Below are 22,518 nucleotides of genomic sequence, written 5' to 3' on the forward strand. Positions count from 1 at the left end.
TTTACTGTATTGGCAGAAAGGAAGGTTACTTTATGGCTGGGGCATTGGAGAATATTAAGGTTTTGGATTTATCACGTGTTCTCGCTGGACCATATTGTACGATGATTATGGGTGATCTAGGTGCAGAGATCTTAAAAGTGGAAGCACCTGGTGGAAGTGATGAAACGCGTAAATGGGGTCCTCCATTCCAACATGATGTAAGCGCTTATTATTTAAGTGCAAATCGAAATAAGAAAGCAATTACTGTAGATTTGAAGTCAGATGAAGGTATCGACATTATTAAAAAGCTAGTCCAAGAGAGTGACGTAATTATTAGTAACTTCAAAACAGGTACGATGGACTCTTTCGGCTTAGGTTATGACGATTTGGCTCTACTCAATCCTCGCATAGTATATTGCTCTATTACGGGATTTGGTGAAACGGGTCCAGAACGGAATCTGCCAGGTTATGATTTTATCATTCAAGCAATGAGCGGATTAATGAGTACTACAGGAACCAAGGAATCTGGGCCACAAAAATCAGGTGTTGCCATTGTAGACATCTTGACAGGATTGTACGCGTGTATCGGCATTCAAGCAGCTTTGCTTGAACGAGTGCAGTCTGGAAAAGGTCAGAAATTAGATATTTCACTATATGATTCAGCTGTAAGCGCGTTGGTGAATATTGGAAGTAACTACTTAATGGCAGAAAAAGTCCCTGCGACTCTTGGGAATATGCATGCGAATATTGTTCCATATCAGACGTTTCAAACACTTGATGGTGAAATGGTCATCGCGGTTGGAAATGACAATCAATACAAGGCACTTTGTCATGTACTAGGTAAACCAGAATACGCAACAGATGAACGTTTTCAAACGAACCCAAACCGGGTGGAGCATAGGGATATCTTAGTGCCTTTGTTACAGGAAATCTTCCTAACTCAGGAGACTAAGTATTGGCAAGAAAAATGCCGAAACAATAATATCCCAAGTGGTCCCATTCAAAGTTTAGAGGAAGTTGTCAATGACAAACAGCTTCAATCACGTGATATGTTTATCACACAAAATCATCCAACAGCAGGGAAAATCAAGCTAATTGGAAGTCCACTTAAACTTTCAAGGACACCTGTTCAAATGAAATACCATCCACCTAATCCAGGGGAACATAATGAGGAAATAATGAATCGACTAGGAATAATACAAACAACTACAAAAAAAGGGGAGAATATATTATGAATTTTTCATTTTCTGAAGAACAAAACATGTTACGTAAATCGGTAAGAGGATTTGTAGATAAAGAAATTATGCCTCACATTGGAGCTTGGGACCGTGCTGGAAAGTCTGATCCAGAAATTTACAAAAAGCTTTCTGATCTCGGAGTAATGGGTGTTTGTATTCCAGAAGAATATGGTGGAAGCGGCATGGACTATAATTCGCTAGCTATCGTATGTGAAGAGCTAGAACGTGGAGACACAGCTTTCCGTACAGCGGTTTCTGTTCATATCGGTTTGAATAGCTTGACATTGTTACAGTGGGGTACGGAAGAACAGAAGCAGAAGTATTTAATCCCTCAAGCAAAAGGGGAAAAAATTGGTGCTTTTGGTTTAACAGAACCTGCAGCAGGATCAGATGTAGCCGCACTTGAAACAACTGCTGTAAAAGATGGTGACAATTATATATTAAATGGACAAAAAGCGTGGATTTCGCTTTGTGACCTTGCTGATCATTTCTTAATATTTGCTTATACAGGTGATAAATCTGAAAAACATAAAGCAATTTCAGCATTTATTGTAGAACGCACATGGGAAGGGTTTTCTTCAATAGCTACAAAAGGAAAACTTGGAATTCGTGCTGGAAATACTGGGGAGTTATTCTTTGAAGATGTCAAAGTACCAAAAGAAAACTTGCTTGGTCAAGAAGGAGAGGGATTTAAAATTGCTATGGCAGCACTTGATAATGGGCGTTTCACAGTAGCTGCAGGCGCTGTGGGTCAAATCATGGCTTGTATTGAAGCTAGTACTAGTTATTGCCACTCGCGTCAAACGTTCGGCAAAGAAATTGGGAAACATCAACTTGTTCAACAAATGATTGCCAAAATGGAAGCTGGATTCCAAATGAGTAGTTTACTTGTTTATCGTGCTGGTGAATTGAAAAATGCTGGTAAACGAAATACGCGTGAAACGTCACTTGCAAAATGGCAAGCATGTGATTTTGCAAATCAAGCAGCAGATGATGCAGTTCAAATTCACGGGGCGAATGGTTATTCGGATGAGTATCCAGTAGAGCGTTATTTACGTAATTCGAAAGCTCCAGTAATTTACGAAGGAACTCGTGAAGTTCATACTGTTATGCAGGCTGAATACGTATTAGGATACCGTGAAGACAGACAATTAAGCAAAATGCTTCCTACATGGGAAGGCGATAAAAATAAACAGATTGAATTGCAGATCTAGTATTTAAGAAATTACTTTATTTACTTATTGGACTTATCATGGGGAGCTTTTCATCCTTGATAAGTTTATAAGTAACTAACTCTATTAAGGACATTATTTGTAAGCGGTTTCTATTGAAATATTTATATTTTTTTCTTTATTATTAAAAATATGTAAAAATTACTATTTTGAGTCTTTCTATCAATGACAAGAACCAATTGGTAGAGTATTCTAAATATTGGATATTGAAAATAGAGAGGTGCTGACCATTATGAACTTTACTTTTGATAGCGAACAAGAAGCTTTTCGCGAAGTGTTAAGAGACTTTTCTTTAAAAGAATTGTTGCCACAATATATGAAGTGGGATCAAGAAAATATATTCCCAAGACATTTATGGGAAAAACTTGGTCAACTTGGAGTAAATGGTCTTCGTATTTCAGAAGAATACGGGGGAAGTGGTGCAGATTGTTTAACAACAGGTATTGCAGCGGAGGAAATTGGCCGTGGAGATTTTAGTTTAACTTATGCAGTTATGCTAAATGCTTTGGCATCAGAAATTATTAGTAATCATGCAACGGAAGCAATTAAAAAAACGTGGCTACCACAAATTGCTAGTGGAGAAAAAATTGTTGGAGTGGCCATTACTGAGCCTTCAGCAGGAACAGATGCAGGGGGAATCCTCACTACTGCTCGTTTAAAAGGTGATCATTATATCTTAAATGGAGAAAAGTCTGGTATTAGTGCTGCTACGATTGGCGATATGTTTGTCGTTTTTGCCAAGACTTCACCGGATTTAGGTAGCCGTGGAATTAGTGCTTTCATTGTTCCTACTGACCTAGATGGTGTGGAGTGCAAAGGCTATGGGGATATGGGAAATAAGCTTATTGGCAGAGGTTCCGTTTATTTGAATGATGTGGCAGTTCCTAAAGAGAACTTAATAGGGTTAGAGAATAAAGGATTTGCTCAAGTAATGAATGGCTTTGATCTAAGCCGTCTACTTATTGGTCTTCAATGTGTTGGAGCAGCATTTCAAAGTCTAGACGAAACGATTGAACACGTTAAAACAAGACAGTCATTTGGAAAGCCACTTGCTACATATCAAGGAGTATCATTTCCAATAGTTGAACATTATACCAATTTAGAATTAATAAAATGGCAGGCATATAGAGGTCTTTGGCTTCGTGATCAAGGGCTGAAGCATTCTAAAGAAGCATCTTCTGTTAAATGGCTTGGTCCTAAAATGAGCCAGGAAGCAATTCATGAATGTATGCTGTTAAACGGCCACTATGCTTATACAAACGAAATGCCTCTAGAGCAACGACTTCGAGATGTAATCGGACTGGAAATTGGAGATGGAACTGCTCAAGCAAATAAATTTGTTATTGCTAGAGAGATTATCGGAAAAGATTTCCGTCCTTATTAAATTGTCCTAGTGTCATCTTAAAAAGAGAATGGAGGAAGAATAAATGGATTTACAAGATGTAATTTATGAAAAGATGGATGGGGTAGCGAAGATTACCATTAACCGACCAGAAGTATACAATGCATTTCGTGCACTAACGGTGAAAGAGTTAATCTGGTCTTTTAGAGATGCTTGGGATGACAACGCTATTGGAGCGGTAATTTTAACAGGTGCAGGGGAGAAAGCATTTTGTACCGGTGGCGACCAAAGTAAAAAAAGTAATAGTGGGTACGATAGTTCTGGTGGTTTAGGTGGAGGCATAGGGTTGGAAGTGGAAGCACTGCACCATACAATTAGAAGCATTCCAAAACCAGTAATCGCTGCGGTAAATGGATTTGCTATTGGAGGGGGCCATGTCCTTCATGTCATTTGTGATTTAACAATTGCTTCAGATAATGCAGTATTTGGACAAGCAGGACCAAAAGTTGGAAGTTACGACGCTGGGTTCGGATCTGCATATCTTTCGAGAATTGTTGGGGAGAAGAAGGCCAGAGAAATTTGGTATTTATGTGAAAAGTACTCAGCTCAGGAAGCAAAAGAAATGGGACTTGTGAATAAAATAGTTCCACAAGCAGAGTTGATGGAAGCCGCAGAAGATTGGGCAAGAAAAATAGTTGCGAAGAGTCCTACAGCTATTAAAATGTTGAAATACTCATTCAACGCAGACTCTGCAAATATTGAGGGGATTTCACAACTTGCGATGGGAAGTCTTGCAATGTTTTACAATTCCGAAGAATCAGCAGAAGGCCGAGATGCATTTTTGGAAAAACGCCCAACTGATTTCAATAAGTTTAGAAAATAAGAAAAGCGAAAGCGCCAATGCTTGCGCTAGACAGATACCAACTAAATTTTTACTTTCTTATTCTATTAAAAAATCGGAGGGACTTAAATGAGTTATGAAACAATTTTAACCCCAGAATACGTTCGAACTTATCAAGTAGAATGGAAAAATAAGACTATTTTAGATTATCTAAACGAAACAATTGAAAAGAGTCCAAATAAAATTGCTATCATTGATAAGAAAAGTCGTTACTCATTTAAGGAACTTGGTGAATTAGTTGATCGGGTAGCCCTTAGACTGTTGGAGTTTGGTTTGAAAAAAGGCGATGTTATCTCCTTTCAACTACCAAATTGGAATGAGTTCGTTATTTTACATTTTGCTGTTACTAGAATAGGAGCAGTTAGTAACCCACTTATTCCGATCTACCGTGAAAGAGAAATCGGATTTATGGTTAAAATGGCGGAATCGAAAATGATTGTGATCCCCGATGAATTTCGTGGGTTTAATTACCCAAAAATGATTGAAAAGTTATTGCCACAATGGCCAACTATGGAACATGTTTTTGTACTTGGTGATGATGTACCAAAAGGCATGAATTCCTTTGCTAGTCTACTGGAAGAGCCTTCCGAAAAATTCAGAAATGTTTCTTTGCTAGATGAAATTACACATGATGCTAACGAAGTAACTGAGCTTATCTTTACTTCTGGGACAACTGGTGATCCTAAGGGAGTTATGCATACGCATAATTCTATAAACACTGCAGCTTCCTATTGGATTGATCATTTATCATTAAAATCAGATGACATTGTTTTCATGGCATCTACATTTGCTCATCAAACAGGTTTCCTTTACGGTGTTCACTTACCGGTAATTTTCGGAGGCACTGGCGTTTACCAAGATGTTTGGAATCCAATCGAGTTTCTTGAACTAATAGAAAAAGAAAAAGTTACCTTTACCGTAAGTGCTACACCTTTTTTACAAGACACAATCAAAGCTGCAACGGAATCTACGAATGATTTAAGTTCATTTCGGGTTTTCATCACTGTAGGTGCACCAATACCTCGAGTAGTTATTAAGGAAGCTCAGAAAATATTACCTTGTCGTATTTTGACTGGCTGGGGCCAAACAGAAAATGGCATGGTTACGAGTACATTACTATATGACACGGAAGAAAAAGTGACAAATACAGATGGAAAACCATTTCCACAAATGGAAGTGAAAGTAGTAGATCCAGCAGGGGGTAGATTGCCTGCTAATGAAGTTGGAAATTTGATGTGCAAGGGGCCAGCTCTTTTTGTAGGGTACTTAAAACTCATTGAGCAAACAAAAGCAGAATTTACAGATGGTTGGTTTAATACTGGTGACAGTGCTGTAATGGATGAGGACGGATATATTCGAATTACTGGTCGTGTCAAAGACATCATCATTCGAGGAGGCGAGAATATACCGGTAGTTTATGTGGAGAATGCTCTCTATGAACATGCTGGTATTGCAAACGTTCAACTCATTGCTGTTCCCGATGAACGTCTGCAGGAAAAGGCATGCGCTGTAATTTGTATGAAAGAGAATGAAGAAGCACTTACATTGGAAACGATGAAAGCGTTTTTACTTGAAAAAGGGGTCGCTAAGCAATATTGGCCTGAATATATTGAAATTGTAGATCATTTCCCGACTACTGCTAGTGGGAAAATCCAAAAGTTTAAATTGCGAGAGCTGGTTAATGAAAAATTGACTACTATTAAAATAGATTAAAAAAGTGAATGGGGGAATAAGGATGAGTCAACGTGTAGCGTTCGTAACAGGTGCAGGAAGTGGTCTCGGAAGAGAAATTTCGGAAGTGCTTGCTTCTAAATCTATTAAAGTAATAGTAGCAGATATTAATATGGCTGGTGCAGAAGAAACTGTTTCCATCATTAGAGAAAGTGGAAATGAAGCAATAGCGGTGTTGTGTGATGTGACGGATCTAGAAAATGTGAAAAATGCGGTAGATGAATCGGTTAGACAATATGGCAAAATTGATATTTTAGTTAATAATGCCGGATGGGATAAAGTAGAGCCTTTCCTTAAGAGTGAACCATCTATTTGGCAAAAGATTATTAATATTAATTTAATCGGACAGTTAAATACTTCAAAGCAGATTTTGCCGATCATGATCGAGAATGGTTACGGTAAAGTGGTGAATATCGCTTCCGATGCAGCAAGAGTAGGTTCAAGTGGAGAAGCGGTTTACTCTGCGGCAAAAGGTGGCGTAATTGCATTTACAAAAACGATTGCTCGTGAAATGGCTCGCCATAAGATTAATGTTAACTGTGTGGCACCAGGCCCTAGTAATACGCCATTGTTTAAAGAAATTGGCGAACAACACGAGGGACTAACTGTTGCACTAGAAAAAGCAATTCCTTTTCGTCGTTTAGCTCAGCCGAGTGATATCGCTGGAGCAGTTGCTTACTTTGTTTCAGACGAAGCTGAATATGTAACAGGGCAAACACTTTCAGTTAGTGGCGGTCTAACAATGATTTAATTTTTACAATTTGATACACTGCCAGCACTATTGCACTTTTAGTGTTGGCTTTTCTTTTTATAGAAGAAAGTAATTGTACCTTTGTAAAGGAAGGAGATGCTAACTTGAATCTTGGCTTGGAAGGTAGAACGGTATTAGTTACTGGAGCAGCAAAGGGGATTGGCCGTGCGATAGCTACTTCAATTGCTGAAGAAGGAGGCAATATCGCTCTTCATTATCAAACTTCAGAAAAAGAAGCTCTAGAAACAGCAAATGTAATTGAGAAGCTAGGGGTAAAAGTAGCTCTTGTAAAAGGTGATCTTGCTTCTATAGATGATGTACAAACGATGAAAAAAACCATAGAAAAACAGCTTGGGACTGTTCATTCGATCGTTAATAATGCAGGCTACGCGCAGTATAAATCCTTTTTTAAGTACGAGCCTGGTGAATGGACGCGTGAAGTGGATGTTTGCTTTTATGGTGTACTTCATTTAGCGCATACATTTATGCCAGATATGATGAATAGCAATGAAGGAAAATTGATTAATATCATTGGTGATTCTGCCCGTACAGGTGATCGGAACTTGATTATCTCTGGAGCTGCAAGAAGTGGTGCTACTAGCTTCCTTAAATCATTGTCTCAAGAAGTTGGTCGCTATAATATACAGTGCAATACTGTATCGCTAGGACTCATCGATCAGGGACAAGAGTTTGACGCTGCGATGTTAGAGAAAATATTGAAGCAGTACCCATTAAAAAGACTTGGAAATGCAGGAGATGTTCAAGGAATAATTCTCTTCTTGTTGTCGGCATGGTCAGATTGGATCACTGGTCAAGTGATTTCAGTTAATGGTGGACAAAGCATGATCGGGTAGAAGGTTGAAAATATATTATCAATGGTAAAAACTAAAGGAGGAAATAAACATGTTAGATACTCTAGCTCCAGAAATTGAACAAATTAAACAAATGGTAAAAACTTTTGTGGACAAAGATGTAGAGCCTCTTGCACAGCAAATAGAAGAGGAAGATCATATTCCGCAACAATTAATCGACAAAGCAAAAGAGCTTGGACTATTCGGGATGAGCATTCCTGAAGAATACGGTGGGATTGGTTTAAGTGTCTTAGGAAAAGCGACAGTACTTGGAGAGTTAGGACGTTCAAGTAATGGATTTGCTACTTTGATTAGTGCGCATACCGGCATAGGTAGTGTCGGGATTGTTCGTTTAGGTTCAGAGAGTCTAAAACAAAAGTATTTACCGGATATGGCGTCTGGTAATAAAATTGGGGCGTTTGCCTTGTCGGAACCAGGTGCGGGATCTGATGCAACTAGCTTATCGACGACGGCAGTTAAACGTGGGGATAAATGGATTGTTAATGGAACAAAACATTTCATAACAAATGCTCCAGTTGCAGATATCTTTACAGTATTCGCTTTAACAGATAGAGAAAAAGGGGCAAAAGGCGGCATCACATCTTTCGTAATCGAAAAAGATTTCCCAGGATTTACCATTGGGAAAATAGATAAAAAAATGGGGTTACATGGCTCTCATACTGCACAGCTCATTTTTGAAGATTGTGAAGTGCCTGATGAAAATGTAATCGGTGAAGTCGGAATGGGTTATATGTCTGCATTGAAAATTCTTGGAGAAGGTCGCGTTGGTCTTGCTGCAAGAGCAGTAGGTTCTTGTGAGAAATTAATTGAACTTTCTGCATCTTATGCTCTGGAACGCAAACAGTTTGGCAATCCAATTTCAGATAATCAAGCGATTCAATGGATGTTAGCGGATATGGCTACTGAAACGGAAGCTGCTCGTATGCTGATGGTGAAAGCTGCAACAATGATGGACGAAGGAAAGAAAGCCATTAAAGAATCATCGATGGCAAAATTGTATGCTTCTGAAGTATTTAATCGTGTGGCGGATAAAGCTGTTCAAATTCATGGTGGGATGGGTTATGTGTCCGATTATCCAATCGAAAGATTTTATAGGGATGCGAGAATCACTACAATTTATGAAGGTACGAGTGAAGTACAGCGCATTATTATCGCAAGACATGTATTGAATGAAAACAAGTAATATCAGAAATAGAGTGAGAGAATGATTGCGTGAAGACTCATTCAACTAGTATGATACTTCCCTGCCCTCCGTATTCCTTTACGAAAGGGTATTTTCTATGGAACTTTGATAGACAATATCTAGTTATTCAAACGTAAAATCTGATGCCTTGGGGGAGATACTATGGATTTTTGGAATGTTTTCGTCATTCTCTTTTCATTAACGTTGTTGATTGTACTGGCATTAAGAGGCTTAAGCATCATAGTCAGAAGCTAAGGGCGAAACATATGCATCCATGAAAAATCTTGAAAATCCAAATGCTATAGAGCAAATTAGGTTACAAGGAGTAGCTAAAGTCTTAGGTTTATGACATGTGAGAGGAAAGGGAGATGCTTTGTGGGAAACAAAAATATTAAACAAGTAGCAGTTGTTGGTGCGGGTGCGATGGGTTCACAAATTGCAATGGTTTGTGCGTTAGCGGGCTATCCAGTCACTCTACAGGACATTGAACAACAAAGTATAGATAAGGCAAAAGTATTTCTCGATGAACAGATGAATCGACGGGTTGAAAAAGGAAGATTTACAAGGGAAGAAGTAGACAACGCATTTGACCGTCTTTCTTTTACAGTAAATTTGGAAGATCTATCAAATGCAAATATAGTAATTGAAGCAATTATTGAAAAGTTGGATGCGAAACGTGAATTGTTTGCAAAGCTCGATAAAATTGTTGCAAATGACACGATATTAGCGACGAATAGTTCAACGATCGTCAGTTCAAAAATAGCAGATGTAGTTAGTCATCCTGAAAACATCTGCAACATTCATTTCTTTAATCCAGTATTGGTTATGGAGATGGTGGAAGTAGTGAAGGGACCACATACATCAGATGAAACAGCTCAAGCAAGCATGGAGTTTGTGAAGAGCATTCATAAAACACCTGTATTGCTTAAAAAAGAAATATCTGGATTCATCGCAAATCGCATTCTCGGAAAATTGATGGATGAAGCTGTGTACCTTTATGAAAATGGCTACGCGACTCATGAAGAAATTGATCTTGTCTGTAAAAAAGCATTAAATCATCCGATTGGTCCTTTTGCTTTAATGGATTTAACAGGCATCGACGTAAATTATTTCGTGAGAATGCAACGATTCAACGAAAGCGGTGATGAGAATGATAAACCATCCCGTATTGTCACTGAAAAAGTTGAAAAAGGCGAGCTTGGTAAAAAGGTAGGAAAAGGTTTTTATGAATACGATGAAAAAGGAATTAGAGTGTAAAGTTTAGCGGGAGGAGTGGAATTTTGAACAATCAATATGAAAAAATGATTGGCATGCAGCTCGAACCGTTTACTTACAAGGTAGAACTAAGTAAAGTTCGGGAGCTTGCACTCGCTATTGATAAAAATCAACTCTCTTTACAGAAGAAAGAGGATATACCTCCTACTTTTCCAACGGTTATTGATTACTGGGGATCACCTTATTCCATATTCGATTTTTTAGGATTGAATTTGGAAAAAACTTTACATGGCGAGCAGGAATTTGAATACTTTGGCAAGATTAAAGTAGGAGATGACATTACGGTACATGGTGAAATTGAAGATACTTACTCAAAATCAGCCATGAATTTCATTGTGATTAAACAAAGATTTGTCAATCAAGAAGGGGAAACTGTCGTAATAGGACGCTCTACCCTCATCGAAAAGCAATAGGAGGCTCGAAATATGCATATTGGTTTTCATTTCGAGAAAATACACAAAGAAGAAATTACGCATACTCAAATCGTCAGATATGCAGGGGCATCAGGTGATTTCAATCCGATTCATACGGTAGTTCCGTTTGGTGAGAAAGCCGGTCTAGGCGGTGTGATTGTACACGGCATGATGATTATGGGTTTTATTGGCCAAGCCATTGACACATGGTGCGCGTCAAATGATCTCGTAAAATTCTCCACCCGATTTCAAACAATTACACGACCAGGAGAAAGTATTACTGTCAGTGGACTTATTGTGGGAGAAACGGAGCATCTCTGGGTATGTCAAGCAGAGGCAGTAAATGAGCACGGGGAAATAAAGGCAAGTGCTCATTTTGAAGTACGAAAATAGTAATAGAGATATACGGTAATGTGATTCCTTAGCCAATAACATAAAATTCTACAGGGGGTACTATAAAATGAGCGAACGAATAGTCATTGTTGAAGCGGTACGTACGGCAATTGGTCGATATGGGGGCGCATTAAAAGAAATTAACTCTGGATTTTTAGGTTCCCATGTTATTGAGGAATTACTAAAAAAAGCGTCACTTTCACCTGGAAAAGTAGATGAAGTTATTTTGGGAGAGGTAAGGCAGTCGACAGAGTCCTCAAATGTAGCTCGTGTTGCCGCAATTCGAGCAGGCATTCCTGTTGAAAAACCAGCTTTTACAGTGAATCGCCTTTGTGCTTCTGGAATGCAGGCAATCGTTTCAGGAGTTCAGCAAATTCAATCGAATCAGGCTGCCATTGTTGTCGCTGGAGGAACTGAAAGTATGAGTAACTCAGCGATTTACATACGTGGTTCTCGATTTGGTGGGGACAAAACATATTTGGTCGATTCAAATGCAGAAGCAGGTCAGCAACCGAAAGAAATTTACGGCGAAGACATGGGTATGGGAATTACCGCTGAAAATGTTGCAGAGAGGGAACAAATTTCTAGAGAAGATCAAGATGCATTTGCTATCGAAAGTCAAAGAAGAACAGCTGTAGCGATTGAAAGTGGAAAATTTATAGAGGAAATTGTTCCTTATGAAATAAAAACAAGAAAAGGAACGATTATCTTTGATACGGATGAACATCCTCGACCTGAAACAACAATTGAACAACTAGGGAAATTAAAGCCTGTGTTTAAGAAAGACGGATCTGTCACTGCTGGCAATGCATGTGGACGTAACGACGGAGCTTCTGCTGTTCTTCTAATGAGTGAATCCACAGCGAAAGAACAGTCGCTTACACCTCGTGCTGCAATCATAGACTGGGTAGCGGTTGGGGTTCCACCAGAAATTATGGGAATTGGACCAGTTCCAGCGATTCAAAAACTTCTTGAAAAGACCAATTTATCAATTAATGATATTGATTTATTTGAAGTTAATGAAGCATTTGCATCCCAAGCACTTGCTGTGCAACGTAAGCTGGACATTAATCCAGAGAAGCTAAATGTGAATGGCGGGGCAATTGCACTAGGACATCCAGTTGGTTCTACTGGTTCAAGATTAGTCGTCACTTTAATGCATGAATTACAAAAAACAGGTGGACGTTTTGGAATCGCTTCTTTATGTGTTGGAGGTGGACAAGGAATGGCCATTTTAATTGAAAATTTACAAGTTTAATTCTGTTACTAGAATCATAAGAGCGGGGTGAGTAGATGCACAATTTTAAAAATATTTTAGTGGAAAAATCAAATCAACTTGCTTATATTATTATAAATTTGCCTGAGCAGCGTAATCCATTAAGCAATGAAACACTTGGTGAAATGAAAGACGCATTAGAGCAATTAAAAAGTGACAACGAAACAAATTGTGTTATTTTTACAGGGCAAGGAGATAAATCATTTGCTGCAGGGGCAGATATCGGACTACTTAAAAATCGTGTTCCTTTAGACGTATTTAGACCTGGAAATATGCAAGAAGTATATGATTATATCGAAGCATATGACAAACCTACAATTGCGATGATTAACGGTTTTGCACTTGGTGGTGGCTGCGAGTTAGCGATGGCATGTGATATTCGAATTGCCTCTGTAAATGCAAAATTTGGACTACCCGAGTTAAATCTAGGCATTATTCCTAGTGCGGGGGGAACTCAGCGTTTGTCTCGATTAATTGGCAAAGGGAAAGCTGTTGACTTAATATTGACTGGGGAAATTATTACAGCTGAAGAAGCTGAAAAAATTGGACTCATTTCTAAATGTGTACCACAAGATCAATTAAAAGAAGCAGTTGAGAAAAAAGCGACTCAAATATTAGCAAAAGGTCCTTTGGCTGTAAAACTGGCAAAAATGGTGATTCATGCTGGTTTTGAAACAGATATGAAATCTGCTCTCTTAATAGAAAAACTCGCTCAAGCCGTACTTTATTCAACGGAAGATAAAAACGAAGGAACGAGCGCCTTTTTAGAGAAACGTTCTCCAGAATTTATATCAAAGTAAAAGTAGTCTATTAGGTAAATTAGTATTGTATACAGGAAATATGTAATCAACCATGTATGAAAATGGTTGATTATTTTTGGTTGCTTTATCAAGACCTAATAGATAAAAAGTCATAATAAATTAACCGTTCTCCTGATATATCGTATACTACTCTAATTATTCTGAAGTTAAAGTCCTTTTGTGTACGAGTAATGAAAAAAAGATTTATAATAAGATTGTAAGCACATTTCTACAAAAAGAAAGGTTGATTAGTAATGGGTAAACTTGATGGAAAAGTAGCAATTATTACTGGAGCAGCACAAGGTATGGGCGCAATGCACGTACGAAAATTTGTGGAAGAAGGTGCAAAAGTAGTAATTACAGATATTAATTTAGAAGCAGCCCAACAATTAGCTGATGAAGTTGGAGAAAATACAATTGCATTAAAATTAGATGTTTCAAAAGCAGACAATTGGAAAGAAGTTTGCGAAAAAACTGAAGAAGTATTCGGTCCAGTAACTGTTTTAGTAAATAACGCTGGTATCGGTATTTTCAAACTTTTAGAAGACTTAACGGAAGCGGACTTCCGACTAACATTTGAAATTGATGAACTTGGTGTTTTCTTAGGAATGAAAACAGTAGTACCATACATGAAAAAAGCAGGCGTTGGTTCAATTGTCAATATCTCATCTGTTGATGGTTTAGTAAGTGCACCAACAGCAATTGCTTATAGTGCATCCAAACATGCTGTTACTGGTATGACAAAAGGTGCTGCTGCTGAGCTTGGCCAATACAATATTCGTGTAAACTCTGTTCACCCTGGTGTTATTGAATCTCCTATGGCTGAACAAGGTGATGTAGCCGAGTTTATTAAAAAATTGGAACAAGATATTCCATTGCGTCGTCGCGCGAGAACAGAAGAAGTATCCAATTTAGTAATTTATATTGCATCAGATGATTCAAGTTACTCAACTGGTTCTCAATTTGTCGTTGATGGTGGTATGATTTCAGATCTTTAATTTTAAATGAATATTAGGATTAGGTTTTTATATAGTCACTTTAAAGAATTGAAAATAAATATTTCAGAGGAGTTAGAAAATGAAATTACAAGACAAGGTAGCAGTAATAACAGGTGGAGCATCAGGAATTGGTGCTGCAACAGCTCGACTTTTCGTACAAGAAGGTGCAAAAGTAGTCTTAGTTGATTTGAATGAAGAAAAAGGAAAAGCATTTGAAGCAGAGCTAAAAGCCCAAAATGCAGATGCGCTATTTGTTAAAGCTAATATTACAAGTGAAGAAGAAGTTCAAAATATATTTAAAGAAACAATTGCCACTTTCGGTAAAGTCGATGTAGTTTTTAACAATGCTGGGATTGGTCGTGTAACTCCAACAGAAAATTTGGAATATGCGGAATGGCGTAATACAGTAAATGTTGATTTAGATGGTGTATTTTTAGTAGCACGTGAAGCAATTCGTGAAATGCTTAAGTCCGGTGGAGGTACAATTGTAAATACTGCTTCTATGTACGGCTGGGTTGGTTCGCCTGGTTCAGCTGCTTATAATGCAGCAAAAGGTGGAGTAATTAACTTAACTCGCTCACTAGCATTGGAATATGCGACAAGAAATATTCGTGTAAATGCACTAGCACCAGGCTTCATCGATACACCGATTATTCCAGAAGAAAGCAAAGAAGTATTAAAAACGATGACGCCAATGCAACGTTTAGGAGAATCAGAGGAAATGGCTAAAGCTGTACTATTCATGGCTTCAGACGATTCATCGTTTATGACAGGAAATGTATTAACTGTTGATGGTGGGTACACAGCACAATAATAAGAAGAAAATGACTTCCGATTATGGAAGTCATTTTTTTGTGTTAATCCACTGTTTCTTTTGAAATTGGCTTCCCTGCTTCTAGTAAAACTTTGCTCCCAATTAAGAAGAATCCTAATATAAACAACAGAATTCCAGTTCCAATAAGTAACCATTCAATTTCCATATAGTCAGATATTGGCCCAAATATAAGCATTCCAAGCGGCATCATAGAAGTTGAAATCATCCCTAATACCCCAAATACTCTTCCGAGATAATCACCCTCTACTTTTTCCTGTAATAAAACCATAGAAGGTGTATTAAACATGGGCATTACGACACCAACTAAGCCCATGAAAATTAAATAGACCCAAAAAACTGGAATGACTCCAAGTGCAAATGTACAGGCACCAAAGATTAGGCATGAGAGTGTCATTGTATGAATCTTGTTTTTAAATCCACCCCATGAAGCCATGAAAATTCCACCAATCATCATACCTATAGAGAAGGTGATTTCTGTCGCTGTTAAACGCCAGATATCATTACCAAAACTCCGCGTTACCTGTAAAGGTGTTAGAAACGCGACTGGAGCAGCTAAAACAAAGAAAATGGCAAAAAACAAAAAGAATTTCTTCAGAAACGCATGGTTTTTAATATACGTAAATCCTTCTTGTAAGTCGATGAAATAACTAGTTGTTTGCTTTTGCAATGCCTTTGCATGTACTGGAATATCCAGAAATGCAAGTAAGATAAAGATTGCAATAACTGCGGTAATCACGTCGATAAAGAAAATAATTTCCATCGAAGCTACTGTTAGTAACGCTGCACTCACCATTGGAGAAATGAGCATAATAAGTGCTTGAATGCTTCCGTTTGTTCCATTAACTTTGGTTAGTTTATTTTCAGGCACTAGCTGTGGAAGAATAGCTCCGACGGCCGGACCTTGAATACCTGTCCCAATTGCGCGCACAGCAGACATCACAAATAATAACCATAATGAATCGTATCCCATCAAAAATAAAATGGCTAAAATTAAGGTCGAAATAGCAATCAAAGATTCGGACAGAATGATGAGTAATTTCCGATTATAGCGATCCGCCCAAACCCCTGCAAAAGGAGAGAGGATGAAGGTAGGGACGAAACCACAAATGATGGATATTGTCATCATAAGACCAGACTGAGTCGTTAATGTGATATGCCACATAATGGCATATTGAACCAAAGATGATCCGAATAGGGAGATGGTCTGGCTACCTAAAAAGAGAATAATATTCTTTTTCCAATTTTCCATAGGATGTTCGGTCCTTTCTATTTTAGTTACGTTAATTATTACATTATTGAGTATAACTTTCTTTCAAAAATTTTGTTAAAGAAAAGCGACGCACGCATTTAAAAACTGTGCACGCCGTTTTAAGAATATCTATTTGATGCATTGATATGCGGAGCTTTTATGCAAGTTGCACTGCTGCGGATGCTGGCCAAGATATCATGACAACTCCGATTGCGGTGATTGCAAACCTAGAACAAAAGGGGAGTGTTGTGCTTTCGATGAATTTTATGATCTTAGGCCGGTACACAGGCTATCGATTTCCATCACGAACTTGGAGTCAGAGCACTCCATGCAGCTTAGTTTGTTTGATGAAGGTAAATGGAGAGAACGTAAGCTCGGCAAAACAATGGACCATTTAAGAAGTAAATACGGATCAACCGCTATCTTGCGCGCCGTTTCTTATACAGATGCAGGGACTGCGATAACGCGTGCAGGGTTATTAGGGGGTCATAAGAAGTAAGTAAAATAAAAAAAGACGATCTCCTAGGAGGTCGTCTTTTCATTACAAAGATAAATAACTTAACCATTTGCCTCTACTTTTTCATCCTTAGACTTATCTTGATAGTCGTATGCACGATTCACAGGAATGAACACTAAAGCTAAAGCTGCGATAAAGCCAGGTATTGCAAAAACCAAGAAATTTATTTGAATTGGTAGTGCCATGGTCAATAGAATACCACCAATTGTTGGCCCTAATATAGCTCCAAATCTACCTACACCAGAAGCCAATCCTAATGCTGTTGAACGTAAGAAAGGGGGATAATATTGAGATACATAGGCATTCATAATATTTTGTGATCCAATTGTACAAGCTCCTGTAAGGGCTACTAACAGAGAAACAACTAGCATATCATTTTTAAACCCTAATAGTATTAGAGCAATTGCTCCAATTATATACATCGGAATAAGCATTCTTTTCGAACCAAATTTATCGGCTAATTTACCGATAATAAGCGTTCCAACGATTGTACCAGCATGCAGAATGATTAAGAAAGAAATACTAGAATTCAAGCCATAACCAGCTTGCATCATTAGCTTAGGCAACCAAGTACTTAAGCCATACACCATTAAAAGACTCATGAAATATGTAATCCAAAACATACTTGTGCTTAGTCCGCGCTTATTTTTAAAGATTTGTGTAACTGGCGTACCTTTTTCTGTGTTCTTTTCAAATAGTTCAAATTCATCTTGCTCTGTATAGTTACCCTCTGGATTAATCTTGTTCATTACTTTACGCAATTCCTTTTTGCGCCCTTTTGCAGCAAGGAAAACAGTTGAATCAGGAAGCGTTTTCATAATGACAGGTAATAAAATAATCGGTGCAGCTGCAATAAAGTAAACGAATTCCCAACCTAATTTTGGAATAAAGAATATGGATAACGCAGGCGCGAGCATCCCGCCAATAGAGTAGCCAGTAAGGACAATAGAAACCGTTAAGCTTCGCATTTTCTTAGGCGAATAATCCGTCATTAATGCGATAACATTTGGCATAATCCCACCGAGTCCTAATCCAGCAATGAAGCGATACGTTGAAAATGAAGTTGGTGAATCTGCGAAACCACATAATCCCGTGAAAATACTAAAAAGAATAAAACATGCAATAATTACATTTTTTCGGCCAATACGATCGGCAAGTGGCCCAAAGAAAAATGCCCCAAACATAACACCGACTAACCCATAACTTCCCATTGCACCAGCTTGAACATTTGATAATCCCCATTCATCAATTAAAACGGGCAATACTGCACCGTAAACTGCAAGATCATATCCATCTAAAACAATAATAAATGTACACCAAAATAAAATCATAAAATGAAATTTGTTGAATTTACTTTCCGCAATAACTTGTCCGGTTTTTACTAACGTCATTTAAATATCCCCCTACATATAGATTAAAGCGTTTACATTACTGTCGAAAATTGTCGGAAAAAAAACTAATAGTGAACTTTATTTACTATTGTGATTATAAAGAGAAATAAGAAATAATACAACAAAAATTTAGAATTTATAATATTTCGTAAAAACACAATATTGGCACTATTATGGAGTGGTGAGGAAATGGTATTGGATTAAAATAAAAGAGACTCCAGTCAAAAAAAAGAAAGGAGTCTTCGCTTACGTGTTTCTTATAAGAAAAGAAAGTATAAAATTTTTCGACATAAAAAATGTCCAGCTACAGCGCCTGTGCTCCTGCGCGAAACTCGTCGCAGAAGATCGTTGCACCTCGGGGTCAAATGGGTAATCTGCCTTACGCAGTGATAGGCGCTTCCGCTTTTCTTATAATTTATATCCAAATAAATCAGAAATTTCGTTTGATAAATTCAACAAGTATTGACTATATTCATCTTTTACCTGTTTTGGCACTATTTCTGAGAATCCAACAAGCGTAATACAACCGAGTAAATCTTTGTTATGATTAAAAATAGGGACAGAAGCAGAAGATATATGAGAAACAAGTGGCTCTTTGGAGAAGGAAATCCTCTGCAACCGAATTGCTTCCTCCTCCTTTAGAAATGTTGTTTTTTCATCGGCAGTAAGTAGCTGGAATTCAGCCTGTTTCCATTCCTCTATAATTGAAGGACTATCAAAAGTGGAAAAAATCTTACCAGAAGATGATAAAACAGGTAACTGTGTGCCAATTTGTGCACCAATATTTAGACCACTGTTTGCGTTTGAAATATTAGCGACTACTGGACCTGAATTAGTCCATAGAGCGAACAAAGTTGTTAAAGAAGTTTGGAGACTACTTTCCTTTAGAAATGGTGTTACTTTTGCTATAAGGTCTTGTTGTCCAATGGCAGCCATACCATAAGAAATTATTTTAGATCCCAGAGAGTATGCACCACTATTTTTATCTTTATACAAAATGTTTAAATGAATCAATGTGTTTAAATACTTATAAAGATTACTCTTCGTAATCTTCGTAATTTCTTGAATCTCCGTAAATTTTAATGGTTGATTTTGATTGGCGATAATATCTACAATCCCCAATCCAATTTGAAGGGATCCAATCATAGTCGTGTTTTTTTCAGGGTTCATTTTTGTTCTCCTATAAGTTGAATTGTTTTTTTCTATATAAAGTAAATAACCTAACATAGTAAGAGAAAGTATACCAGTGTTTTTGAAATAAATCTTTACATGTTTTTAATAAACTAATAAATATAAACATTTAAATAAATATAAAATTTCAGTTGACTTTTATTGAATAATATTCTAAATTTATATTAATAGTGAACTTGATTTACTATTAGTGTAATGGAAAAGGTGGAATTTCCAAAATAGGTGAATTATTTCTATAGATATTTTTTCTTAGATAAATGAAACCGTTTACTAATGGAAAATTCTAAAAAGTGTATCACGCACTCATGTCAGCTTGGAAATGATTTACAAAACAAAATCTCACATATAAAGGGGTAAAAAAAATGAAACTTATTACATTTACACGCGAAGGAATTTCTACTATCGGGGCTATCGTAAACGAGGAAGTCGTAGATCTACATATAGCTTATAGAACATTATTACAACAAGAAGGTAAAATTCGTGCACAAGAAATTGCGGATGCATTTGTACCAGCAGACATGACTGGATTTTTACAAGGTGGAAAAGAAACAATCGAACTTGCTAAAAAAGCAGTGGACTTTGCATTAACAAACAAACAAGTAGGAGATATCAAACTTGTTCATGCGTTAAATACAGTTAAAGTAGGCGCTCCTGTTCCAAAACCAGGGAAAATATTTGCAGTAGGACATAACTATAAAGAACATATTTTAGAAATGGGACGTCAATTACCATCTCATCCAGTTTTATTTGCTAAATTTGGCAACACAGTTATTGGTCCAGAAGATGATATTCCGTTCTATCCTGTTTCAGACCAACTAGATTATGAAGCTGAATTCGCATTTGTTATCGGTAAACGTGCTAAAAATGTTTCAGAAGAAGATGCACTTGATTATGTAGCTGGTTATGCAGTAGCAAACGATGTAACATACCGTGACATTCAACGCCGTACGCTTCAATGGTTACAAGGGAAAACAGTAGATGGCAGTTTACCAATGGGACCATGGTTGATCACTGCTGATGAAATTGCTGATCCACAAACATTAGAAATGGTGTTAACTGTAAACGGCGAAGAGCGTCAACGTACTAATACAGCGAACCAAGTATTCTCAGTTAAACACTTAGTAGCATTCTTGTCGAATCTTGCAACATTAGAGCCTGGGGATATCGTAATCACAGGAACTCCTGGTGGCGTTATTCAAGCAATGGAACCACAAGTTTGGTTGAAAGACGGAGATGTTGTTCGTGTTGAAATCGATCAAGTAGGCGTATTAGAAAATACTGTTCGCACAGTAAAAGGAGAGTAATTCATGACAAAAAGTAATATAACTTCCGTTAATGAATCAATCGATCGCATACTAGATACAGTAAAAGGTTTATCAGAAGAAACAATTCGTTGGAATCCAACAGCAGACGAATGGTCGATCATGCAAATTATGGCACATATCGTTGAAGCTCTACCTTATTGGGTAGATGAAATTGAACAACTTGTTGAAACTCCAGGAAAACAATGGGGTAGAAACCACTTGCATGAGCCACGTTTACAAGCAGTTAAACCTGAAACAGTAGACGCAATTAGTGTAGAAGAGATCGTAAAAGAACTTCAACAAGTGAAACAAACGGTTCAAGCAGGAATTGAAAACTTGACAGCAGAACAACTTGCAGCAGAAGCAACAAGTGTAAATCCTAACTTTGGAACGAAACCACTTTCGTTCATTATTGATCATTTAATCGATCAACATGTCAACAAACATGAAGGCCAAATTCAACGTAATTTATCAAAACTAAGTAAGTAAATTATAAGAGGAGGTCATTTGACCATGGCAGAACAAAATCATGACACAGCTGAATTCATGAAAAGTAAATTAGTACAAGATTTTACTAAGGATATTCGTCAATATAATCTAGGACCACTTTGGGAAGCAATTCCAGCTTTAATGCATAAATCTCCAGAGCCACATGCACAAGCATACCTTTGGAAAGGTAGTTTGTTACAGAAGAAATTAGGAGAGGCTGCTACGATTTTCACACCTGATCGTGGTGGGGAAAGACGAGCAATCTATTTACAAAACCCTGGTTTAGACTATCGTCAACCTTGGGGCTGGGCTTCTACTACTCAAACACTATATGTAGCAATGCAATTACTTCAACCAGGTGAAGTAGCTCCGTCACATCGACATTCACAAAATGCTCTTCGTTTCATTACAAAAGGCGAAGGTGCTTACTCGATCGTTCAAGGAGAAAGAATTTACATGGAAGAAGGAGACTTCTTAATTACACCGAAAGATTTATGGCATGGACATGCACACGAAGGAACGAAACCAATGATTTGGACGGATGTTCTAGATATTCCAACTATTTATGCTTTAGGTGGAACGTTCTTTGAAAACTACCCTGAAAAAATTCAATTACCAGAAGTTCCAGATAACTACGGTTCTCAACGTTATGCAGCAGGTATGTTACGTCCGATTTCGGATCGCAAACCATCTATCGCGCCACTAGGTTCGTACAAATGGGAACATACTGAAAAAGCAATTGAATCATTAAGCAAATTTGATCCAGATCCATTTGAAGGATATGCAGTTGAATTTATTAACCCATCTAATGGCCAAACAGCAAATCCTACAATTGCTGCTTGGGTTCAAAAGCTTCCAAAAGGCTTCCATACAAAAGCACAACGTCACACAAACTCTTCTGTACATCAAGTATATAAAGGGTCTGGATACAGTATCGTAAACGGCGTTCGTTTCGACTGGGAAGAAGGAGATTTCCTTGCAGTTCCAAACTGGGCTTGGGTTGAGCATGTAGCTGCAGAAGATACGTATTTCTTCACAGTAAATGACCTACCGATCATGGAGAAATTTGATCTTGAAAGACAAGAAGCATATGACAAAAATAATGGTTACCAAGAAGTAACTGGTGAGTTTAAACCATTTTTACCTTAATTACTAACT

General features: G+C 37.6%; 22 protein-coding genes. 19 read left to right on the plus strand and 3 right to left on the minus strand.

The window, feature by feature from the left end; translation table 11 throughout:
- Positions 1–32 precede the first annotated feature (32 nt).
- The 15 genes from C7437_RS02640 to C7437_RS02710 all read left to right on the plus strand — a co-directional run bounded on the left by C7437_RS02640 (position 33) and on the right by C7437_RS02710 (position 15,198).
- Entirely contained in the window at positions 33–1,214 is a 1,182-nt protein-coding gene (locus C7437_RS02640) for a CaiB/BaiF CoA transferase family protein (RefSeq protein ID WP_111438081.1), read from the plus strand.
- Positions 1,211–2,431, plus strand: a complete 1,221-nt coding sequence (locus tag C7437_RS02645) for an acyl-CoA dehydrogenase family protein (protein ID WP_111438082.1) — start codon at positions 1,211–1,213, stop codon at positions 2,429–2,431. The genes C7437_RS02640 and C7437_RS02645 overlap by 4 nt, the downstream gene beginning before the upstream one ends.
- A 250-nt stretch (positions 2,432–2,681) precedes the next feature.
- A complete protein-coding gene (locus tag C7437_RS02650; RefSeq protein WP_111438083.1) occupies positions 2,682–3,833 on the plus strand; it encodes an acyl-CoA dehydrogenase family protein in 1,152 nt (383 codons plus the stop codon).
- A gap of 43 nt (positions 3,834–3,876) precedes the next feature.
- Positions 3,877–4,674, plus strand: a complete 798-nt coding sequence (gene menB, locus C7437_RS02655) for a 1,4-dihydroxy-2-naphthoyl-CoA synthase (protein WP_111438084.1) — start codon at positions 3,877–3,879, stop codon at positions 4,672–4,674.
- An 87-nt stretch (positions 4,675–4,761) separates the two neighbouring features.
- Complete coding sequence (locus C7437_RS02660; protein ID WP_111438085.1) at positions 4,762–6,405, plus strand: AMP-binding protein; 1,644 nt, start codon at positions 4,762–4,764, stop codon at positions 6,403–6,405.
- 22 nt (positions 6,406–6,427) lie between these two features.
- On the plus strand, positions 6,428–7,174 hold the full coding sequence (locus tag C7437_RS02665; protein WP_111438086.1) for an SDR family NAD(P)-dependent oxidoreductase: 747 nt from the start codon (positions 6,428–6,430) through the stop codon (positions 7,172–7,174).
- 104 nt (positions 7,175–7,278) lie between these two features.
- A complete protein-coding gene (locus C7437_RS02670) occupies positions 7,279–8,028 on the plus strand; it encodes an SDR family NAD(P)-dependent oxidoreductase (RefSeq protein WP_170122300.1) in 750 nt (249 codons plus the stop codon).
- A gap of 49 nt (positions 8,029–8,077) precedes the next feature.
- Complete coding sequence (locus C7437_RS02675) at positions 8,078–9,229, plus strand: acyl-CoA dehydrogenase family protein (protein ID WP_111438088.1); 1,152 nt, start codon at positions 8,078–8,080, stop codon at positions 9,227–9,229.
- Positions 9,230–9,604: 375 nt separating this feature from the next.
- The gene (locus C7437_RS02680) at positions 9,605–10,486 is read left to right on the plus strand and encodes a 3-hydroxyacyl-CoA dehydrogenase family protein (RefSeq protein WP_111438089.1); all 882 of its coding nucleotides are present in this window, start codon (positions 9,605–9,607) and stop codon (positions 10,484–10,486) included.
- Between the two features lie 23 nt (positions 10,487–10,509).
- Positions 10,510–10,917: an FAS1-like dehydratase domain-containing protein gene (locus tag C7437_RS02685; RefSeq protein WP_111438090.1), complete on the plus strand. Its 408-nt coding sequence runs from the start codon at positions 10,510–10,512 to the stop codon at positions 10,915–10,917.
- Positions 10,918–10,929: 12 nt separating this feature from the next.
- On the plus strand, positions 10,930–11,310 hold the full coding sequence (locus tag C7437_RS02690) for a MaoC/PaaZ C-terminal domain-containing protein (protein ID WP_111438091.1): 381 nt from the start codon (positions 10,930–10,932) through the stop codon (positions 11,308–11,310).
- 67 nt (positions 11,311–11,377) lie between these two features.
- Positions 11,378–12,568, plus strand: coding sequence for a thiolase family protein (locus C7437_RS02695; RefSeq protein ID WP_111438092.1), 1,191 nt, complete (start codon positions 11,378–11,380; stop codon positions 12,566–12,568).
- A gap of 35 nt (positions 12,569–12,603) precedes the next feature.
- Positions 12,604–13,386 (plus strand): enoyl-CoA hydratase/isomerase family protein, encoded by a 783-nt coding sequence (locus C7437_RS02700; RefSeq protein WP_111438093.1) that lies wholly within the window; start codon positions 12,604–12,606, stop codon positions 13,384–13,386.
- A 254-nt stretch (positions 13,387–13,640) separates the two neighbouring features.
- A complete protein-coding gene (locus C7437_RS02705; RefSeq protein ID WP_111438094.1) occupies positions 13,641–14,384 on the plus strand; it encodes an SDR family NAD(P)-dependent oxidoreductase in 744 nt (247 codons plus the stop codon).
- A 79-nt stretch (positions 14,385–14,463) separates the two neighbouring features.
- On the plus strand, positions 14,464–15,198 hold the full coding sequence (locus C7437_RS02710; RefSeq protein WP_111438095.1) for an SDR family NAD(P)-dependent oxidoreductase: 735 nt from the start codon (positions 14,464–14,466) through the stop codon (positions 15,196–15,198).
- A gap of 43 nt (positions 15,199–15,241) precedes the next feature.
- Here C7437_RS02710 and C7437_RS02715 read toward each other — a convergent pair whose 3' ends face one another.
- Positions 15,242–16,468: an MFS transporter gene (locus tag C7437_RS02715; RefSeq protein WP_111438096.1), complete on the minus strand. Its 1,227-nt coding sequence runs from the start codon at positions 16,466–16,468 to the stop codon at positions 15,242–15,244.
- Positions 16,469–16,796: 328 nt separating this feature from the next.
- Here C7437_RS02715 and C7437_RS02720 point away from each other — a divergent pair, with 328 nt between their 5' ends.
- A complete protein-coding gene (locus C7437_RS02720; RefSeq protein WP_425450545.1) occupies positions 16,797–16,967 on the plus strand; it encodes a hypothetical protein in 171 nt (56 codons plus the stop codon).
- Between the two features lie 59 nt (positions 16,968–17,026).
- On the opposite strand, the gene C7437_RS02725 is transcribed toward C7437_RS02720, so the two are convergent.
- Positions 17,027–18,376: an MFS transporter gene (locus C7437_RS02725; protein WP_111438097.1), complete on the minus strand. Its 1,350-nt coding sequence runs from the start codon at positions 18,374–18,376 to the stop codon at positions 17,027–17,029.
- 408 nt (positions 18,377–18,784) lie between these two features.
- On the minus strand, positions 18,785–19,546 hold the full coding sequence (locus C7437_RS02730; protein WP_111438098.1) for an IclR family transcriptional regulator: 762 nt from the start codon (positions 19,544–19,546) through the stop codon (positions 18,785–18,787).
- A 383-nt stretch (positions 19,547–19,929) separates the two neighbouring features.
- Between C7437_RS02730 and C7437_RS02735 the strand changes: the two genes are divergently transcribed.
- The 3 genes from C7437_RS02735 to C7437_RS02745 are packed head-to-tail and all read left to right on the plus strand — an operon-like array spanning position 19,930 to position 22,509.
- On the plus strand, positions 19,930–20,871 hold the full coding sequence (locus C7437_RS02735) for a fumarylacetoacetate hydrolase family protein (RefSeq protein ID WP_111438099.1): 942 nt from the start codon (positions 19,930–19,932) through the stop codon (positions 20,869–20,871).
- Between the two features lie 3 nt (positions 20,872–20,874).
- Positions 20,875–21,360: a DinB family protein gene (locus C7437_RS02740; RefSeq protein WP_111438100.1), complete on the plus strand. Its 486-nt coding sequence runs from the start codon at positions 20,875–20,877 to the stop codon at positions 21,358–21,360.
- A 24-nt stretch (positions 21,361–21,384) separates the two neighbouring features.
- Positions 21,385–22,509 carry a cupin domain-containing protein gene (locus C7437_RS02745; protein ID WP_111438101.1) on the plus strand — a complete coding sequence of 375 codons (1,125 nt, stop codon included), beginning with the start codon at positions 21,385–21,387 and terminating at the stop codon, positions 22,507–22,509.
- Positions 22,510–22,518: the final 9 nt, after the last annotated feature.

The sequence above is a fragment of the Psychrobacillus insolitus genome (assembly GCF_003254155.1).
Classification (GTDB): domain Bacteria; phylum Bacillota; class Bacilli; order Bacillales_A; family Planococcaceae; genus Psychrobacillus; species Psychrobacillus insolitus.

Bases quoted from the DNA above. Each gene is read 5' to 3' on its own strand.
- C7437_RS02650 (WP_111438083.1), top strand. From the start codon at position 2,682: ATGAACTTTACTTTTGATAGCGAACAAGAAGCTTTTCGCGAAGTGTTA.
- C7437_RS02640 (WP_111438081.1), top strand. From the start codon at position 33: ATGGCTGGGGCATTGGAGAATATTAAGGTTTTGGATTTATCACGTGTT.
- C7437_RS02645 (WP_111438082.1), top strand. From the start codon at position 1,211: ATGAATTTTTCATTTTCTGAAGAACAAAACATGTTACGTAAATCGGTA.
- C7437_RS02665 (WP_111438086.1), top strand. From the start codon at position 6,428: ATGAGTCAACGTGTAGCGTTCGTAACAGGTGCAGGAAGTGGTCTCGGA.
- C7437_RS02740 (WP_111438100.1), top strand. From the start codon at position 20,875: ATGACAAAAAGTAATATAACTTCCGTTAATGAATCAATCGATCGCATA.
- C7437_RS02705 (WP_111438094.1), top strand. From the start codon at position 13,641: ATGGGTAAACTTGATGGAAAAGTAGCAATTATTACTGGAGCAGCACAA.
- C7437_RS02700 (WP_111438093.1), top strand. From the start codon at position 12,604: ATGCACAATTTTAAAAATATTTTAGTGGAAAAATCAAATCAACTTGCT.
- menB (WP_111438084.1), top strand. From the start codon at position 3,877: ATGGATTTACAAGATGTAATTTATGAAAAGATGGATGGGGTAGCGAAG.
- C7437_RS02725 (WP_111438097.1), bottom strand. From the start codon at position 18,376: ATGACGTTAGTAAAAACCGGACAAGTTATTGCGGAAAGTAAATTCAAC.
- C7437_RS02710 (WP_111438095.1), top strand. From the start codon at position 14,464: ATGAAATTACAAGACAAGGTAGCAGTAATAACAGGTGGAGCATCAGGA.
- C7437_RS02675 (WP_111438088.1), top strand. From the start codon at position 8,078: ATGTTAGATACTCTAGCTCCAGAAATTGAACAAATTAAACAAATGGTA.
- C7437_RS02715 (WP_111438096.1), bottom strand. From the start codon at position 16,468: ATGGAAAATTGGAAAAAGAATATTATTCTCTTTTTAGGTAGCCAGACC.
- C7437_RS02690 (WP_111438091.1), top strand. From the start codon at position 10,930: ATGCATATTGGTTTTCATTTCGAGAAAATACACAAAGAAGAAATTACG.
- C7437_RS02730 (WP_111438098.1), bottom strand. From the start codon at position 19,546: ATGAACCCTGAAAAAAACACGACTATGATTGGATCCCTTCAAATTGGA.
- C7437_RS02720 (WP_425450545.1), top strand. From the start codon at position 16,797: ATGCAGCTTAGTTTGTTTGATGAAGGTAAATGGAGAGAACGTAAGCTC.
- C7437_RS02660 (WP_111438085.1), top strand. From the start codon at position 4,762: ATGAGTTATGAAACAATTTTAACCCCAGAATACGTTCGAACTTATCAA.
- C7437_RS02735 (WP_111438099.1), top strand. From the start codon at position 19,930: ATGAAACTTATTACATTTACACGCGAAGGAATTTCTACTATCGGGGCT.
- C7437_RS02695 (WP_111438092.1), top strand. From the start codon at position 11,378: ATGAGCGAACGAATAGTCATTGTTGAAGCGGTACGTACGGCAATTGGT.
- C7437_RS02745 (WP_111438101.1), top strand. From the start codon at position 21,385: ATGGCAGAACAAAATCATGACACAGCTGAATTCATGAAAAGTAAATTA.